Origin of the sequence: Paucilactobacillus nenjiangensis, from assembly GCF_005405445.1 — a bacterium.
GTDB classification, from domain to species: domain Bacteria; phylum Bacillota; class Bacilli; order Lactobacillales; family Lactobacillaceae; genus Paucilactobacillus; species Paucilactobacillus nenjiangensis.
This window is the reverse complement of record NZ_BJEB01000041.1, coordinates 1-19,485: the sequence shown is the minus strand read 5'-3', so window position 1 is coordinate 19,485 and position 19,485 is coordinate 1. Positions and strand designations below refer to the sequence as shown.

The 19,485-nt window shown below is 36.7% G+C and carries 12 protein-coding genes, 1 pseudogene and 1 CRISPR repeat array; of the genes and pseudogenes, 9 read left to right on the top strand and 4 right to left on the bottom strand.

The genetic code is table 11. From position 1 onward, the window contains the following. Positions 1–241 precede the first annotated feature (241 nt). Together FFM59_RS06850 and FFM59_RS06845 are read left to right on the top strand one after the other, a co-directional pair. Complete coding sequence (locus FFM59_RS06850; RefSeq protein ID WP_137602306.1) at positions 242–1,630, top strand: flavocytochrome c; 1,389 nt, start codon at positions 242–244, stop codon at positions 1,628–1,630. A 185-nt stretch (positions 1,631–1,815) separates the two neighbouring features. Next, on the top strand, positions 1,816–2,079 hold the full coding sequence (locus tag FFM59_RS06845; protein ID WP_137602305.1) for a hypothetical protein: 264 nt from the start codon (positions 1,816–1,818) through the stop codon (positions 2,077–2,079). Positions 2,080–2,190: 111 nt separating this feature from the next. On the opposite strand, the gene rbsK is transcribed toward FFM59_RS06845, so the two are convergent. The 3 genes from rbsK to fucP are packed head-to-tail and all read right to left on the bottom strand — an operon-like array spanning position 2,191 to position 5,515. Further along, the gene (gene rbsK, locus FFM59_RS06840) at positions 2,191–3,111 is read right to left on the bottom strand and encodes a ribokinase (RefSeq protein ID WP_137602304.1); all 921 of its coding nucleotides are present in this window, start codon (positions 3,109–3,111) and stop codon (positions 2,191–2,193) included. Between the two features lie 9 nt (positions 3,112–3,120). Then, entirely contained in the window at positions 3,121–4,137 is a 1,017-nt protein-coding gene (locus FFM59_RS06835) for an aldose 1-epimerase family protein (RefSeq protein WP_137602303.1), read from the bottom strand. Further along, positions 4,124–5,515, bottom strand: a complete 1,392-nt coding sequence (gene fucP, locus FFM59_RS06830) for an L-fucose:H+ symporter permease (protein WP_137602302.1) — start codon at positions 5,513–5,515, stop codon at positions 4,124–4,126. The genes FFM59_RS06835 and fucP overlap by 14 nt, the downstream gene beginning before the upstream one ends. 304 nt (positions 5,516–5,819) lie before the next feature. Here fucP and FFM59_RS06825 point away from each other — a divergent pair, with 304 nt between their 5' ends. After that, positions 5,820–6,770 carry a sugar-binding transcriptional regulator gene (locus FFM59_RS06825; protein WP_137602301.1) on the top strand — a complete coding sequence of 317 codons (951 nt, stop codon included), beginning with the start codon at positions 5,820–5,822 and terminating at the stop codon, positions 6,768–6,770. Between the two features lie 47 nt (positions 6,771–6,817). Here the strand turns inward: FFM59_RS06825 and greA are convergent. Continuing rightward, positions 6,818–7,285: pseudogene (gene greA / locus FFM59_RS06820) on the bottom strand (transcription elongation factor GreA). Positions 7,286–7,414: 129 nt separating this feature from the next. On the opposite strand from greA, the gene FFM59_RS06815 reads away from it, so the two are divergent. From FFM59_RS06815 to FFM59_RS06790, 6 genes are all read left to right on the top strand, one after another. Further along, positions 7,415–7,624, top strand: a complete 210-nt coding sequence (locus FFM59_RS06815) for a hypothetical protein (protein ID WP_137602300.1) — start codon at positions 7,415–7,417, stop codon at positions 7,622–7,624. 132 nt (positions 7,625–7,756) lie between these two features. After that, complete coding sequence (cas9, locus tag FFM59_RS06810) at positions 7,757–11,833, top strand: type II CRISPR RNA-guided endonuclease Cas9 (RefSeq protein WP_137602299.1); 4,077 nt, start codon at positions 7,757–7,759, stop codon at positions 11,831–11,833. Positions 11,834–12,034: 201 nt separating this feature from the next. Then, positions 12,035–12,940: a type II CRISPR-associated endonuclease Cas1 gene (cas1, locus tag FFM59_RS06805; protein ID WP_137602298.1), complete on the top strand. Its 906-nt coding sequence runs from the start codon at positions 12,035–12,037 to the stop codon at positions 12,938–12,940. Beyond that, the gene (gene cas2 / locus FFM59_RS06800; protein WP_174795646.1) at positions 12,918–13,223 is read left to right on the top strand and encodes a CRISPR-associated endonuclease Cas2; all 306 of its coding nucleotides are present in this window, start codon (positions 12,918–12,920) and stop codon (positions 13,221–13,223) included. Before cas1 ends, cas2 begins: the two co-directional genes overlap by 23 nt. Next, positions 13,220–13,891: a type II-A CRISPR-associated protein Csn2 gene (gene csn2 / locus FFM59_RS06795; protein WP_137602297.1), complete on the top strand. Its 672-nt coding sequence runs from the start codon at positions 13,220–13,222 to the stop codon at positions 13,889–13,891. Before cas2 ends, csn2 begins: the two co-directional genes overlap by 4 nt. 30 nt (positions 13,892–13,921) lie before the next feature. Then, a CRISPR array of direct repeats spans positions 13,922–18,038; the repeat unit is 36 nt; unit sequence GTTTTAGAAGAGTATCAAATCAATGAGTTCGAGACC. Between the two features lie 660 nt (positions 18,039–18,698). After that, entirely contained in the window at positions 18,699–19,316 is a 618-nt protein-coding gene (locus tag FFM59_RS06790) for a hypothetical protein (protein ID WP_137602296.1), read from the top strand. Positions 19,317–19,485 lie beyond the last annotated feature (169 nt).

Here is a 19,485-nt window from a genome sequence, read left to right as displayed (position 1 = left end):
ACGTATCATTCAAAGAGTGATAGGCAAGTATGCGGTGTTCCTAGAAGCCCGGGAATTTATTCCCGGAGTAGTTCACGTACTGCTTAAATAATTAATGGGATTAAATGGAATCACTTAATAATTTGTGAAATAAGTGCTAAAGTAAAGGCAACAAAGAGAAACTGTACAGAGAATCAAGGCATAAGAGAGTTATCGTATGAAATCAGCACCAAAATATAATTGATGAAAGCGGGTAAGAAAATTGGCAAAATATACATTTAAACCAACCGATGCTTCAAAATTACAAGAGAAATACGATTTAATCGTGATTGGATCAGGGGGTGCTGGCTTAACCAGTGCCTTGCAGGCCGAAGAACTCGGACTCAAACCAGTCATTTTAGAGAAAATGAGCAAATTAGGTGGCAATACCACGCGTGCTTCTTCTGGGATGAATGCCTCTGAAACTGAAGTACAAGTTAACCACAAAGTTATTGATGACATGCAAGCTTTCTATGATGAAACCTATGACGGTGGTGGTCGTGCCAATAATGAAGTGCTGTTGAAATATTTCGTCACGCACAGTGCCTTAGCCATTAACTGGTTGGCACAACATAACATTAATTTAGATGATTTAACTCTAGTTGGTGGTATGACTCGTCCGCGGACTCACCGTCCTCACGATGGAGCACCAGTGGGGGGCTACTTAGTGACCGAACTCCTCAAACAAATTGATAAAGCGAAAGTGCCTGTTTTTGAAGACGCAGAAGTAACCGAATTGCTCCAAGATAATGATGGCACGATTACAGGAGTTAAAGCCACTGTCAATGGCAATGCCGTTCAAATCGAAGCCGCTGCAGTGATTTTAGCAACTGGTGGATTTGGTGCGAATGCTGAAATGATTAGCAAAGTTCGTCCTGATTTAGCCAATTACCGGACGACTAACCACGAGGGTGCCACTGGTGATGGGATTGCATTAGCGGAAAAAGCCGGTGCTTTGCTGACGGACATGGATCAAATTCAAGTGCATCCAACTGTCCAACAAGATACTGATCATGCATATTTGATTGGTGAAGCAGTCCGAGGCGAAGGTGCAATCCTTGTTAATAGTCGTGGCGAACGGTTCACAAATGAATTAGCAACTCGTGATAAGGTGACCGCCGCCATTGATGAATTGCCAGAAAAAAGTGCTTATTTGATTTTAGATCAAGCCGTTTATGACCGCGTACCCGCGATGAAGTTTTATGACAGTATCGGATTAGTTAAGCATGGAGCAACGATTAGTGTCTTAGCCAAAGAAATTGGTGTGCCCGCTAATTTATTGGAATGGACACGGACTGAATGGAACGTGGCGGTCAATAGCAAGGGCGACAGTAAGTATAAGCGTTCAACGGGGATGCATCATGAACTGAAAAACGCCCCATATTATGCAGTTCATATTTCACCAGCCGTTCATTACACCATGGGTGGCGTGGCTATTAACGACAAAGCTCAAGTTTTGAATACAGAAGGCCAAGTCATTCGTGGACTCTTTGCAGCCGGCGAAATTGCTGGTGGTTTGCACGGACATAATCGGATTGGTGGCAATTCGATTGCTGAAACAGTCATTTTTGGTCGTCAAGCTGGGAAACAAGCTTACAAATATCTAGGTTAAAATTGAATTGATGCGCCACAGCCAACTGGGAGATAGTATTGGTTGGCTATTTTTGTGGCAGATATTATGAACAATTACCTGTGAAATGATAAACTATCCATAATTTACAATCCAATTAGCGTAAATACGTAATTTGCTGTATAATATTCTAGTTAACTTTTACAGAATAAATGGAGGTATGATTAATGGCAGAAACTAAAACGACTGACAAATCAAGTCGCTTGTCTTTATATGAAGAAAACGAAGTGAATGCACAATTTGATTTAGAACAACAAGTTAAATTCACTAGTGAAGCGGTGAAAGAACCTGCTTTGGCAACTATCAAAAGAAAGTATACTAACTCTTGTTTGGTAGATTTTGCTGAAAACGAAGATTTATCACGCGCAATTAAAGATGAATACCATTCAAAGATGGTTGTGAGTTATAAGAACATTACGATTATTAAATAAGAGATTAAGCAATTATAAAAATGATGCTGCAACTTAGGTTGGAAATGACTGAACGCAGATAAAATAAAAATGAAACAGGCAAAATTTGCTTGTTTCATTTTTTTGTCGACACTAATGTTGGTAGTGTGCTTCAACTTCGGCTTTAGTGGGATAGGATTTTTGTGTGCCCCGACGGGTGACCGTCATCGCTGCGTATTGATTGGCTAAGTTTAAGGCGTCTAACTCATTTTTTCCTTCTGCCAGATAATGGGCAAAGGCGCCAATAATTGAGTCGCCAGCACCAGTGGTATCTACCGCATCAACTTTCAAGGCATTAATGAGTTGTTCGTCTTGATCAGTCACGGATAACACTCCGCGTGAGCCTAGCGTGACAATCATGTGCTTAACGCCTAATGAAACCATGTCATGAGCGGCCACTTTAATTTCATCGAGATTGCTAGCTGGTAAACCCGTCAAAGTTGCTAGTTCGGTTTCGTTTGGGGCAAAATAATCGACCTTTTTAACGTATTCTAAATCCAAGTCTTTTCGTGCAGGGGCTGGATTTAACAAAATTGGAATGCCGAATTCTTGCGCCAAATCAATGGCTGCGTAATTGGTTTCTAGTGGGATTTCATTTTCTAAAACGATAATTTTAGCATTTTTAATAATTTCGATATTGGCTTGCAAATCGTCAGGAGTCAGTTCATTGTTGGCTCCTTTAATTATGATGATACTGTTATTGGATGATTTGCTGACAAAAATTGGCGCAACGCCACTACTTTTGGTACCGATGCCCACACCGGAAACGTCAATTTTGTTATCTTTGAAATTAGTCAACTGTTGTTGTCCAAATGCATCATTACCGACTTTAGTAATCATACTCACACGTGAGCCTAAGCGTGCCGCGGCAACTGCTTGGTTAGCCCCTTTACCGCCGAAACCCATTTCAAAATCTGGTGCCTCGACGGTTTCACCTTCAATCGGCATGCGGTCGATATAAGTAATTAAATCCATCATATTTGAGCCAATGATTAATACGTCACTTTTTATCATGATATCCTCCTAATTTTCTAATCCCGTCGTCACTTTGAATTGTTTAACTTCTTGCGGTTTCAAATGAATTAAAGTACCGGCTTTTTGAGCAGCCGTGTAACCTTCAGGACGACTCGTGCCCGGTAAGGCGAACGCACCGACTTGCTGATCTGGATTATACAAAATCCAGCGAGTGACAATTGGAAATTGGTCCGTTGCGAATTTAGTTAAGAAGTTTTGCCGATTGTTAATCGCCATTCTGAATTTCGCGGTTTCAGTGAATTTAGTTAAATCCGATGAGAAGAAGACGATTTCTGGATCATAGTGATTTTTATCGTCTAACTGATTAATAATTTTACCGGATGCCTTCAAGTCGTTATTGTATTGCGTCCACTCAGGGGTTGGGTGTACATGACCAGGGACTGTTTGCCGGAGCTTAAAGGCTTCATCAGGGACATTCGAACTGATTTCCGCGTTTTCGACATAGGCATAGTTCATATGGCACATGTATTGGAGCGGCATTTCTTGATAATTTGAAAGATTAGTCACTTTGAGTTCGATGTCAAACAGGCCACTGGCTTTATGCATAGTGACACTTGGTTCAGCTAAATAATGATAGCCAAAACCTTTGACATATTCGAAGCCACTCTTAACCGTGAGCGTTTCATCGGCAATTTCAATGCATGAATAATCCATTTGTGAAGTTGGAAATTCGCCATGTAACTGATAATCATCTTCTGGACCAGGAGTACCATTTGCTAATAAGCCAGAAGTGAATTGGAAACAACCATACGTGTCAGCAATTCCATCGCCAGGTAAAGGCTGAGAAAACATGTCCTTCATTTTTAACGAAACGTGATCGAAGATTGCATCCCAGATAATCATGCCGGAAAATGGCAGAATAGTTAGGTGCCCACGGGAGTTGTTGACTTGCACAGCTTCAATCCCGGAAGGATAGACAAACGTTGATAAGTTGAAATTATCATCTTCGTATAAGACATATTCCTTTTCGCTAAACATTTGATGACTTAAATTAATTGTTTTCATCACTGATAACCTCCTGAGGATCATTTTGTGTAGGATTATTTTTACTTTCTCGCAATTTGCTAATGGCATAAATGAAGACCACTAAGAAACAAACGGCATTCACTGAAAATGAGACAGACATGTTGGAAATATCGGCCACGTAACCTTGGGCAACAGGGATAAAGGCCCCACCAATAATCGACATGACAATAATGGCACCGGCCGTTTCGGTATGTCGGCGATCAGTGACGGTCGCTAAAGTTTGCGAGTAAATGGTAGCCCAACAAGGCCCAAATAAACCACTCACGACGATGGCCATATAAACGGCAGTCATATTATGAACAAATACAATATAGATTAAGCAAGCAAAGCCAAGTACTGAGAAAATTTGTAAGACTCTTGAAGGATGCATGGACTTGATCATAAAGTTCGCGACCACTTTGCCGATAAAGAAAGCGGCATAACTAAAAATCATAAAAGTTGAGGCACTTCGTTCATTGATGGTGTGATTGAGTTCCATCGCCAGCCGAATTGTAAATGACCAAACGGCGGTTTGCATGCCGACATACATGAATTCTGCAAAAATACCTTGTTTAAATTTGGAGTTATGAATCAAGTAAGTCAGTGTTTCACTGATTTTAGCGGTGTCGTCAGTTTCGTTGTCTTGTTTTTTAGGTTTACCACTTGGAAATTGTGTGAGGCCGAAAATTACGAGAGCACACAGAAGTACCACAATAATGTATTTGTACGGTAACAGCGTGTGCTGCAGCATGCGTTCACCAAACTCAATTCGTGCCTGACCTTTAAGTCCAGCCATTTGAGTTTCCAAGTTGGCGCCACTACCGAAAATTAAATACTTACCAAGTAAAATCCCACCAATCGCGCCGATAGGATAGAAAGTTTGCGAGATGTTTAATCGCAATACTGAATATTTTTCGGGGCCAATTAATGAGCTATAAGTGTTAGAAGCAGTTTCCAGGAAGCTCAGACCACAGGCTAATGCAAAGAGTGCTACTAAGAAAAAGCCATAAGTGCCCATATTTGAGGCGGGGAAGAATAAGAAACATCCAATCGTATAAAGTGATAATCCAATCATGATAGCTAATTTATAGGATGTCTTCTTGATAATGAGTGAGGCTGGAATCGCAATTAAAAAATAACCCAAGTAAAAGGCGGTTTGGACAAAGGCACTCGCCACGTTTGATAAGGTAAAGACAGTTTTAAACTGGGTAATTAAAATATCATTGAGGCTGGCCGCTGCTCCCCATAAGGGAAACATCAAGGATAGCAAAATATATTGGAACATTGGTGTTCGGTCGACATAACCAGAATCGAGTTCTTTCGCATGTAACTTGAATAGATAAAAGCCGTGTTTTGAATTTGACTGTGTATCGTTCATAATGAAATCTCCTACTTTCTGCTGAACAAGTTCGTTCGGGGAATTTCAATTATCAATCTCTCAAAGTATGTAAGCGTCTGGTGCGCACCAGTTGAGCCAAGTAGCTGCAAGTAACCACCGTTATCCTCCCAGAATAGTGATGGAACCGTTTACAATCAGAATAATATCATATAGTGTACATATGTGCAAATACAATTTGGAACTATGTAAAATATTTGCAATAGTGGACCATTTATTTTACATTATATTTATTGATTAAGTCCGTGATGATTGGAATTACGGTGACTTAAAGGGGGTCCTTAGGATGAATTCGGAACGACGCAAAAAAACGACTGAACAAATATTGAATATCAGCCGTCTGTATTATTTAGATAATTTGAGTCAGTTAGAAATCTCAAAGCAGCTCAAAGTGTCACGCCCCACAATATCACGAGCGCTGACGCAAGCACGCGAAACAGGGATTGTCGATATTAAAATTAATGATCCCTTTCAAGATGTAGATGCATTAAAACGCCAACTTATCCAAAAATATCATTTGAATCAAGTTGTTATTGCGACCCAAACGAATGATAATCCAGAGGCAATTCTAGATGCACTCGGAAAAGTGACCGCCAATTATTTAGATGAAATCGTCCATGACGATGACACGATTGGCATTAGCTGGGGCCTGACGATGCAAGCAGTCTCACGGCATTTGAAAGAAACCCATTCCGTCAATGTGCGATTGGTGCAGTTAAAAGGTAGTGTCTCGACGGCTAAGGAAAATAACTATACAGCTGACACCATGAATAATTTTAGCCAGGCATTTCACACGCAAGCCCGATTACTTCCGGTGCCGGTGGTTTTTGACACTGTGGAGGCCAAAAAAATTGTGATGAACGATAAATTTGTGCAAACAGTGACCCGAGAAGGCACAGAGTCCAATATCGCCCTCTTCACCGTTGGCAATACACAAATGAATTCAATGCTGTTTAGATTGGGTTACTTAGATAAGAATTTAGCCACTTATTTACAGAAAAATTCAGTTGGGGATGTCTTGTCACACTTTGTCGATGCAAACGGCACGATTGTTGATCAAACATTGGATGATCGAACGGTAGCCATCTCACTAGATGATTTAAAACGTAAAGAATACGCCATTCTTGTGGGTGGTGGGGCTGCTAAATTATTACCAATGCACGCAGCCTTGCAAGGCAATTATGCCAATGTGTTGGTGACTGATCAGACTACGGCGCGCAGTTTGCTGAATATGTAAAAATCAGGATCAGGTGGATGAATTCACTTGGTCCTGATTTGGTTATGTTAAATGGTAATCTGAATAATTTTGACGGCGTAGGTTGAATCTGGGGATGAAATATTGACGATATCGTTAACTTTATGATTCATCACAGCCGCACCTAATGGAGAATTGAAAGAAAGTTTGCCGGCAGAGATGTTAGCTTCCTGCTTACCAACCACTAAATAGGTTTCTTCCTCTTCGTCATCTAAAAATTGGATTGTGATGGTCTTGCCAATTTATACCACATCGCTGTCGGATGGGGTAACGATTTGTGCATACTGAAGTTGTTTATTCAAAAATCGTAATCGGCCCTCTAAACGTCGTAAATCACGTTTGGCGGAGCTGTATTCAGCGTTTTTTGATAAGTCACCTAGAGCACGGGCAGCTGCCAGTGCTTCGATTTTACTAGGACGGTCGAACTTTAATTTTTCAATTTCTGATTCAATTTCCGCGTAACCATCGGGGGTCATTTTGTTAAAATAAGGTTCCATTGATTAACTCCTTAATATTTGAATTCATTGTACATTGATTAAATACGAAAATAAAACGGTTTTTCCTTTAATTTCATTAATTAATGTGAGATTATAATGGTAATTTAATAATTGGGAGAGGTGATGGGTATGTTTAGATTTTCTGGTAATGGAAGAGTGATGTGGTCATCGAAAACGATGCCCGAAAGTACCGCTGATTTGGTGATTCAATTATCAAAATTGCTGCAAGATTATCCCACGGATTTAATTCACGTTGAAAATGATCCATTATTTGATGTTAAAAATAAACGTTATGAAGTATATTTCACTGTTAAAAAAGAACACGGAAGTTGGATTTAAGGCGATGTCAAAGTAATTTGATGTCGCTTTTTATACGCATAAAAATATTATTTGTACAGTTTCACATGAAAGCGTTTCACCCACTACCTAGATGTATTATACTGATATTATATATCTACTTAGGAGGGTACTATGGCAAAGAAAAACTATAATATCGGGTTAGACATTGGAACGAGTTCTATCGGATGGGCAATTACAGATGATAATTACAATCTGATGCACGCCAAAGGGAAATACGGGTATGGAACGCGTATTTATAGCGAAGGCCAAACAGCGGCTGAACGTCGCGGTTTTCGTACTACTCGTCGTCGCTTAAACCGCCGCAAGTGGCGTTTACGACTGTTACAAGATTTCTTTGAACCATATATATTACCGGTCGATGAAGCATTTTTTATTCGGCAAAAGCAATCAAATTTAGTCCCACAAGATGAAAAAAAACAATATCCGGGCAGTATTTTATTTGATAACGTCACGGATCAAGATTTTTACAACAAATATCCAACTATTTATCATTTACGACAAGCTTTAATGACTGAAGACCGCCAGTTTGATATTCGTGAAGTTTATTTGGCAATCCACCATATTGTGAAGTATCGCGGTCACTTTTTAAACAGTGCACCTGTGAGCTCATTTAAGAGTGGTAAATTGGATTTAAAGAGACGATTTAATGAAATAAATGAAGCTTTTAAAAGTGTCTATCCAGACCTCGATATTGCTTTTAAAATAGACAATGCTGACAAAATTAAGGAACTATTATTAGATACAAATCGTTCAAGAAGCCAACGGCAACAGGAAGCTTCGAAGTTAATCTATGAACCTTCTGCAGACGTTGAAGTTAAGAAAATCCAAGCTGGGGTCGCCAAACAATTTTTAAATGGTGTGTTAGGTTTAAAAGCACGCTTCAATTTGGTGACCAATATCGAATCTGATGATGACGCTGTCTGGCAGTTTTCATTGGATTCTGATACCGCAGATGACGCATTGGATACAATTATTGCTCAACTAGATGATTTTGCGATTAATGTGGTTGATATTATTAATGAAGTTCACTCAGCAGTCACTTTAGCTGGCGTTGTACCTGAAGGCCAAGGATTATCTGAGTCAATGATTGAAAAGTACGAAGAGCATAAAGCTGATCTAAAACAATTAAAAGCAGTTGAAAAGTTAGTTGATAAAAAATCTGCTGATAAACTTGAAGCTGCTTATGACAAGTATATTCATGGATTTAATAGTAAGCCATTCATCAAAGAAGATTTTTACAAAGCTGTCAAAGATGAACTGAATAAAGTACCTGGTTTTGAAGCGCAAGCGATTAAATCTCGGATTGACGTTGATCAGTTTATGCCTAAACAACGTTCAAAAGAAAATGGTGCAATTCCTCATCAATTGCATCAACAAGAACTTGATCGAATTATTGCTAATCAGTCAAAATATTATGACTGGTTGGGTGAAAAAGTTGGAACGGAATATAAGCTTGATAAGCTGGTTTCTTTCCGTGTGCCATATTACGTCGGCCCAATGGTTGATACCTCAAGTAATCAGCAAAAAGATGAAACTCGATTTGCTTGGATGGTGCGTAAAAATCCTGATTCTACAGAAACTATTACACCTTGGAACTTTGAAGATTTAGTTGATAAAAATCAATCTGCTGAAAACTTTATTAAGCGGATGACAACCAAAGATACGTATCTTTTGAACGAAGATGTTTTACCAAAATGTAGTTTGTTATACCAAGACTTTGAAGTTTATAACGAATTAAATAATGTGAGAGTGAATGGTCAACGATTTACTGCTGAACAAAAGCAACAACTACATGATAAATTATTTACCATTCATGCCAGTGTGTCTAAGAAACAATTACACGATTTCTTAGTTAGCCAATTGAGCTATCCACAAGATGGTCTCACAATTGAAGGCTTAGCGGATGAGAAAAAAGTACTTAGTAACTTATCCACTTATTTTGATTACCATAAAATCATTCCAGACCAACTAGATGATTTGAAATATCGAGATGATATCGAAAAGATTATTGAATGGTCAACTATTTTTGAAGACGCTGGAATTTTTAAAACTAAATTAGCAGAAATTGACTGGTTAAGTGATAACCAACGGAATGAATTAGCCAAAAAGAGATATCGTGGTTGGGGTAGTTTATCTAAAAAAATGCTAATTGGTTTAATTGATGGAAATGGTCAACGGATTATTGATATTCTTCGTGATGGTAATGACAACTTTATGATGATTGTTAATCGGCCAGAGTTTAAAAAAGCTATTTTTGACGAAAATAATGAAATTAATGAGCAAAGAAATAGTAAGGACATGCTCGAAGCGATAGATGAAATGTACACTTCACCACAAAACAAAAAGGCCATTCGTCAGGTCTTATTAGTAGTTCAAGATATTCAAAACGCGATGGGTGGCGATGCACCTCAAAAAATATTTATTGAATTTGCGCGAGATGATCAACCAAATGCGGGTAGAAGTAATCCAAGAATTAATCAAGTTCGTCAGATTTATAATAATGTTACCGATGAAATTTTATCGAAAACCGTTCGTGGTGAGCTTGAATCAAAGAAGAATGAATTAAACAAAGAAAAAATGTTCTTATATTTCTTGCAAGGTGGGATTGACGTTTATAATGGTCAGTCAATTAATATTGATAATCTATCGGCCTACGATGTTGATCATATTTTGCCACAGTCATTTATTAAAGATGATTCCATTAATAATAAGGTACTTGTTAATCATGAAGATAACTTGCGAAAAGGTGACAACGTTCCTTGGAATTTCTTTAGAGACAAAATGTATCCAACTTGGGAAAGAATGAAAGAATCAGGATTATTGTCAAAGGGCAAATTCAATAGTTTGAATTTGAACCCAGATAATATCAATAAGTTTAAGGCAGAGGGATTTATTAATCGTCAGTTGGTAGAAACTAGACAAATTATTAAACTGGTTGCCCAAACGTTGAATGAAAAGCTTGGAACAGATACAAGTATTGTTTCCGTGAAAGCCAATTTAACTCACGATATGCGTGAATTCTTCGATTTTCCAAAGAATCGTAATGTAAATAACTATCATCATGCATTTGATGCTTATTTGTCTGCCTTTGTGGGTACTTATTTGTATCGTAAATATCCAAAACTACAACGTTACTTTGTTTATGGTGAATTTAAAAAAGCTGACAATATTGGCAAACTTGCTAACTTTGACTTTTTAAGAGATTTGAAATATTCGGACAAAGTAATGGACAAAGATACTGGTGAATTAATTGCCGACAAAGTTCAACTAATCAGTAACATGAACAAAATTTATGATTTTAAGAAAGTTTTGGTTACGCATGAAGTTCATGCAAATACAGGTGCTATGTATGATCAAACTTTATATCCGGCAAAATTGGATAAATCACTTGGACACAAAGGCGCGAAACAGTTAATTCGTAAAAAGAATGATAAGCCAACTGAATTGTATGGTGGATATTCAGGATCTAAAGATGCGTTTATGTCAATTGTGAGGATGAAAAAGAAGGACGAAGTTTATTATAAAGTTGTGGGAATTCCTGTTAGAGTGGCTGATTCAGTGCAACAAGGTAAAAAAATTGATATAGAGAAATTGACCGATTATATTCAGACCAAATTTACCACTGAAAAAACTAGTAAAAAAACCGGCAAAGTTACTCGTAAAGTTGAATGGTTTGAATTAGTGTTGCCAAAAGTGTTATATGGTCAGCCGGTTATTGATGGAGGACAGCAGTTCATGTTGGGTTCTTCAACATATAAACATAATTTACGTGAGTTATTTTTGACTAAAAAATCAATAATTGCACTTGAAAGAGGCGGTACAGATAGCCAATTTGAGGATGTATATTCAGAGATAGTGACTAAAATTAATAAATATCTTCCTTTGTACGATACAAATAAATTTAGGGAAAAAATTACTGACGGGAAAAACAAATTTGCGCAGTTAACTAATGAAAATGAGTATAAAAATAATCAACTCATCTCGTTTGGTAAAAGAGAAATACTTGAAAGACTATTAATTGGATTTCATGCCAATGCAGCAGTTTCAGATTTGAAAATATTGGGTATTACGACCCCCTTGGGCCAATTACAAAGCCCTAATGGGATAACTTTAACACAAAATGCGATTGTTAATTTTGAATCTACGACTGGATTATTTGCACGAAGTATATCGTTAAAAGATTTATAAGCAACAAAATAGAGCGTTATTGATTTTGCAATCAATAACGCTCTTTATGTAGTGGTCCTATACGGGACTCAAAAGATTAAACTTGGCTTGCGCCTTGCTTGATTTTAACTCAGAGTATCAAATCAATGAATTCGATGTGTTGAGTATCAGTCAACACAATTAAGTATAACACTAAAATATATTTTTTAAAGGAGTGTTTTTATGAGTTGGAGGAGTGTCATTATTTCTCAACATGGAAAGGTGTCGTATTCTAGCCGGCAGTTAGTCGTTCAAACGCGAGACGGTACCAGTCAAATACCCATTGATGATATTCAAGTATTGTTATTGGCTTCCAATAATGTTGTGATAACAACAGCGGCAATTAATAAATTAATACAAGCAGGGGCAAAAATTATTTTTACTAATGATAAAGGTGAACCAAGCTGTGAAACTATTGGCTATTATCCTAATAATAGGGACGTCGGATTATTAATGGATCAGTTTAATTGGAAAAATGAATTGAAAGAATCACTTTGGACGAAAATTGTGATTACGAAAATTAATATGCAAATTCAAGTCTGTAAGTTGACTGGTAATGTCTTTACAGAGCTGAATAATGAATTAGAAAAGATTGAGGTTGGGGATGCTAGTAATCGTGAGGCAGTAGTGGCTAGAAAATATTTTAACCTGTTATTTGACAAAAATTTTACTCGTCATGAGTTTGATCCAATTAATGCGGCCTTAAATTATGGATATTCGATTTTATTATCTGCGGTTAATCGGGAAATTGTAGTTAACGGTTATTTAACCCAATTTGGAATTCATCATCACAGTGAGGAAAATGATTTTAATTTAGGCTCAGACTTAATGGAACCATTTAGACCAGTCATTGATTATTGGGTGGTTAATCAAAAAATTCAAGCACTAACGCCAGATATAAAGTTTGCTTTGGTAGATTTGTTAAATTTTGAGATGAAATATAATGGCGAAACAACGATTTTACGTAATGCTTTAACCAAGCATGTAATGAATTGCTTGAACTATCTAAGTGGGAATAGTGAACAAGTTGATGTAAAGGTGGAGATATTTGATGAGGTACCGAATAATGCGATTAATGGTCATGTTTGATTTACCAGTCCAAACCAGTGAACAAAGAAAAGATTACAGAAGGTTTCGCAAAGCATTGATAAATGAAGGCTTTTTGATGATTCAATATTCTGTTTATGTAAGGGTTTGTGTTAGTAAACAATCTGCAGGATATATGGAAAAGCGTATTTCAGAATTTGCACCTGATGATGGAATCATACAATCAATGATGATTACCGAAAAGCAGTATAACGATATGAATTTTATCACAGGTGAGTTTAAAGATGATGTTAGAAACACTTCAAATAGGACGGTGATTTTATGAAGTTAACTTATGCTCCATTTGAGCCATTTGAAATAAACACAGGCCAAATGACAGTTCTAGAAACTGGTAATTTTGATGTCTATCAAAAATTAATAATGAATTTTAAAAATTTACAAGATGATTTACAGTTTAGCGATGACGAATATAAATTAGTTGAGACAACTAAAGCATTGCACTGGGTTGGTGATCCTATGTTTGTGGAAAATCTTAACAAGTTGTTTCAAGTTAAGATTCTCAAACAGGTGTACCAAATAATGCCAGATGAAACACAACAAAAGTTGATTGATTTAACTAGACAGATAAAAAGTATTGTGTCAGACACAGTTTACATGATTGATTTACCACTGGAAGTTAATGCCGAAATTGATATTATGAAGATAATAAAATTTTCAGAAATTGAATACAGTCCTACGATGACATTAGGTCCATATGCTATAATTGAGACAATTCTAAAAACTTTAAGTGAGTTAAATGAAACAAAAATTATTGGGTTTATGAACATATCTGACTATTTGAGAGAATCTGAATTTGTGGATTTAGTTCAATTAGTTAAGACATTAGATTTGAATGTTCTTCTCATTAAATTTTCAGAAATTCAGAGGTCTGAAAGATATAATGAATGCCGTTACTACTACATTGATAATGATTTTGTTGATTGGCGATACTGATCAAAATGAAAGAATTATTATAAGCAGACGGTTTTAGAAGAGTATCAAATCAATGAGTTCGAGACCATGGATATATAACTTATGGTTCGTTTCATCGTTTTAGAAGAGTATCAAATCAATGAGTTCGAGACCCTGTTAATGGTGTGTTTGGTACAACCGACTGTTTTAGAAGAGTATCAAATCAATGAGTTCGAGACCTAATGAGGGTCAAAAAAATCATGACAATAGGTTTTAGAAGAGTATCAAATCAATGAGTTCGAGACCATTTCTAAATCGGTTAGTTCTGACGCGCCTGTTTTAGAAGAGTATCAAATCAATGAGTTCGAGACCTCAGTTAAGCTGGCGCCCTGTTTAAGTTTAGTTTTAGAAGAGTATCAAATCAATGAGTTCGAGACCAGGAGTGATAGCAATGGCGTATTCTGAAGAGTTTTAGAAGAGTATCAAATCAATGAGTTCGAGACCCGTGGTGAGCGTGAAGTTGAAAACATGCAAGTTTTAGAAGAGTATCAAATCAATGAGTTCGAGACCCCTTCTTTGTCTTGCAACTTATGGATTGTGGTTTTAGAAGAGTATCAAATCAATGAGTTCGAGACCCTTTCTTTTTACAATAATTTATTCGTGAAGGGTTTTAGAAGAGTATCAAATCAATGAGTTCGAGACCACAAACCGATACTGATACAGCTTCAACTCGGTTTTAGAAGAGTATCAAATCAATGAGTTCGAGACCTGCTAAAATCCAAGAACAAAAACAAGGCGTGTTTTAGAAGAGTATCAAATCAATGAGTTCGAGACCGCTGGCATACCGGCATCAAACATAATCTTTGTTTTAGAAGAGTATCAAATCAATGAGTTCGAGACCGCCATCGAAATATAACTTACTAGCACAGTAGTTTTAGAAGAGTATCAAATCAATGAGTTCGAGACCATGTATTAATGGGTAAAATTGATGCTCAATGTTTTAGAAGAGTATCAAATCAATGAGTTCGAGACCCAATTGTTTTGGAATATTGAACTTCGTAGTGTTTTAGAAGAGTATCAAATCAATGAGTTCGAGACCACGGTCGTTGACATCATGAAGCCAACGCCAGTTTTAGAAGAGTATCAAATCAATGAGTTCGAGACCACAACTAATTCTTGAATGCCATAGATCTCGGTTTTAGAAGAGTATCAAATCAATGAGTTCGAGGCCATAACAGCCTCATCTTTGCGCAAATTGTCAGTTTTAGAAGAGTATCAAATCAATGAGTTCGAGACCTTACTCAGGTATCCGATGCGATTACAGCCTGTTTTAGAAGAGTATCAAATCAATGAGTTCGAGACCCACGAAAAATTACTTAAATATAAGTGCTTTGTTTTAGAAGAGTATCAAATCAATGAGTTCGAGACCTCGACCCTTTAAAATACATAATCGCGTTGTGTTTTAGAAGAGTATCAAATCAATGAGTTCGAGACCAAGTTTGAAGATAAGTTTGGTATTCCATTCGTTTTAGAAGAGTATCAAATCAATGAGTTCGAGACCCTGCGCCAGTAGCAGTCTTCTTGATTGTATGTTTTAGAAGAGTATCAAATCAATGAGTTCGAGACCACGTCAAAGGTGGTTTAATCTCTGAACGATGGTTTTAGAAGAGTATCAAATCAATGAGTTCGAGACCACGACTATATGACGAAATTAATGACACACCGTTTTAGAAGAGTATCAAATCAATGAGTTCGAGACCCTTCACCTTACTTGAGCCAAAAGAAACTGAGTTTTAGAAGAGTATCAAATCAATGAGTTCGAGACCCTTGTGCGATTGGATCAAAGTGAGCATCTTGTTTTAGAAGAGTATCAAATCAATGAGTTCGAGACCAAATCATTGAGTAAAGAAAACAGGGGATCTGTTTTAGAAGAGTATCAAATCAATGAGTTCGAGACCAAGCTGTCAATAAGCTCCATTCAAGCTCACGTTTTAGAAGAGTATCAAATCAATGAGTTCGAGACCTGCCATTAACAAAACTAGTAACGATTATTGGTTTTAGAAGAGTATCAAATCAATGAGTTCGAGACCAACAACATCAGCCACTCATCTAATGTATATGTTTTAGAAGAGTATCAAATCAATGAGTTCGAGACCCGAGCCTTTTCTACTGAACCTTGTAAGCCGGTTTTAGAAGAGTATCAAATCAATGAGTTCGAGACCTCTTAGCGTTTAATTCATCACGAACCTTTTGTTTTAGAAGAGTATCAAATCAATGAGTTCGAGACCGTTGATAAATAAGTTAATTTATTTTTAGACGTTTTAGAAGAGTATCAAATCAATGAGTTCGAGACCATTTCGACACGTCAAACGAGATGATTCAAAGTTTTAGAAGAGTATCAAATCAATGAGTTCGAGACCTATCGATTAAAACGATCAAACCCAAGCGCTGTTTTAGAAGAGTATCAAATCAATGAGTTCGAGACCTCGCTTATGCAAATATGACGTATATTGCTAGTTTTAGAAGAGTATCAAATCAATGAGTTCGAGACCCAAAAAGACGAACCCACCACTTGCCGGAGCGTTTTAGAAGAGTATCAAATCAATGAGTTCGAGACCTTTGAAGACGGATTGAGTCCGACTAATATTGTTTTAGAAGAGTATCAAATCAATGAGTTCGAGACCATTGTTACTGCTTATGGTCCTGAAGTTTCAGTTTTAGAAGAGTATCAAATCAATGAGTTCGAGACCGGGTAAGCATGCTCATACTTACATCTGGTGGTTTTAGAAGAGTATCAAATCAATGAGTTCGAGACCTGCAAAACTTGGTGGGTGTTTTAGAAGAGTATCAAATCAATGAGTTCGAGACCCCATTGCCTTCTGAATTGGCAACGATGTTCGTTTTAGAAGAGTATCAAATCAATGAGTTCGAGACCAAATCGGTTTGCTAATAATAAAATCTTTACGTTTTAGAAGAGTATCAAATCAATGAGTTCGAGACCATAAAGTAGCTCAATTTGGTTTGCCAACTTGTTTTAGAAGAGTATCAAATCAATGAGTTCGAGACCCTTCAATTATTGCGATGGCAGGTGATACCGGTTTTAGAAGAGTATCAAATCAATGAGTTCGAGACCAATGCTGATTGAACCATGTCTGACGTTGCTGTTTTAGAAGAGTATCAAATCAATGAGTTCGAGACCCTTGATGTGCGGCTATCTAGTCGGTTCTTGGTTTTAGAAGAGTATCAAATCAATGAGTTCGAGACCTACTGCAATGGGTATCAGTGCAGAACAACTGTTTTAGAAGAGTATCAAATCAATGAGTTCGAGACCAAAGATACCCAGTTGGTATTGCATTTAGATGTTTTAGAAGAGTATCAAATCAATGAGTTCGAGACCTGATGTCGGCGCGCAAGCTGACCAATCGTTGTTTTAGAAGAGTATCAAATCAATGAGTTCGAGACCCGGATATGTCCAAATCAATCAATTCTTACTGTTTTAGAAGAGTATCAAATCAATGAGTTCGAGACCGAATTACACGCCGATTATTCTTCTTGTGATGTTTTAGAAGAGTATCAAATCAATGAGTTCGAGACCCACAATTGGACGCGGCTGGCTTTCCCAATGGTTTTAGAAGAGTATCAAATCAATGAGTTCGAGACCCACCAGATACTGTTGGAGCTGGTTTTTCTGGTTTTAGAAGAGTATCAAATCAATGAGTTCGAGACCAGTCATACGGATTTTTAGGCGGATTATACGGTTTTAGAAGAGTATCAAATCAATGAGTTCGAGACCAAAAGTATTTTAAAAGGAGATCACTAACATGTTTTAGAAGAGTATCAAATCAATGAGTTCGAGACCCACTGGCGAAATGACTATTCCAATCATGAAGTTTTAGAAGAGTATCAAATCAATGAGTTCGAGACCACAGAAGCAGAGTATGCTGCATTAATTGGTGTTTTAGAAGAGTATCAAATCAATGAGTTCGAGACCAAGGTATTCCGGGAAAAAATGGCGCCGACGGTTTTAGAAGAGTATCAAATCAATGAGTTCGAGACCAAAACAACAGATGTTAGATTGGATTGACACGTTTTAGAAGAGTATCAAATCAATGAGTTCGAGACCGAAGACCGTGCAACCAAACCAGCTGCAGCAGTTTTAGAAGAGTATCAAATCAATGAGTTCGAGGCTCCTAATTGTTTCAAAGCTTTTGGAGGTTTATAGTATCAGATCAATGAATTCAAAAACATTGGGTTATTGAACATTTAGTATTCGATTTCATATCTTAAGAGGCAGCCTGAGAAGGTTGTCTTTTTCGTTCAAAATAATTTATAAAAAATAGTTAAATTATTAAAATCACTTTAAAATAAGTGCATTTTTGGCATAATTACAAATATTTATAAAATAAATAAAAATAATTTTAAAATGTTTTATAAAAAATAATAGTCATAATTTACGTATATGGTTCATTAATTGTACGATAAATATATTCCACAATTTACGTTGTAATTAAATAAACTTTCAGTACGTAGTTTATTAAATTTTTTGCTAAAATACTGTACAAACACCTATTTAATGGGATTCGTAACAAAAATGTAGAATTTGCGTAAAAAAGTGTACAAATCCTCATAAAATGGGGTTTGATTGTTTATAAAGATTTTTTAAAAAGAAAGTAATTATATTATAATTAAAAAACTAATGAAATAATCATTGACCCCATTAAACATTGATGGGTTTAGTGATACCAAGCATTTTCGTATACATTAAACAAGCCTGTTTTTCGCTTTTCGGACTCGTTATAATGGATATATTGAGTATTGGGAACATTAAATTATAAAGGACGTAAGAAAGATGAACATCAAAAAAGTAATTATCACTGGATTAGCTTCAGCAAGTTTAGTTGTTGGAGGAGTTGCAATTAAAGGTGCAGCAGATACCTTTTGGGCAGGTCATAACGACTTAGCGCAAACCGCATCTAACTTGGATACAATTGTTTCAGCGTATAATACGAAGAAAGCAAAATTAGAAACAGCAAAATCTGATTTAGCTAACGCAAAGTCTGATCTGACAAATGCACAAGCACAGGTAACACAGCTAACTCAACAATTGAGTAACTTACAAATTCAATATAATAACGATACAGCTAATTTACAGGCACAAATTCAAGAAAAAATTAAAGAAACACAAGCTGCCATTGCAGATGGTAATGCCAAAGTGCAAGTCAAACAAACAGAATTTGATAATTTGCAAAAAAAGTATGATGACTTAAATAGTCAAGTGACTACTTTGAAACAACAATTAGCAGATGCCCAATCAACGGCTTCTTCTGCTACTTCAGAGCGAGATAGCGCAAATTCAGCTAAAGATAGTGCCAATCAAGATTTGAAACAAGCACAATCTGAAGCTTCATCACTGAAGGAAAAATCACAAACCGCAGCTAACTCAGTTTCAGCTGATGCCAACCAATAAAATTCGAGTAACACAAAAAGAGTGGCTGGGAAAAAACTAACCAGCTATAGAAAAATCGACCAAGAATTCTATAATTAATAGAATTTTTGGTTGGTTTTTTGTTTTTTTTATATTTGATAATTGTTTATGTGAAAAATTAGCGGTTGCTTTGGTTAAAATTCCCGCTAAT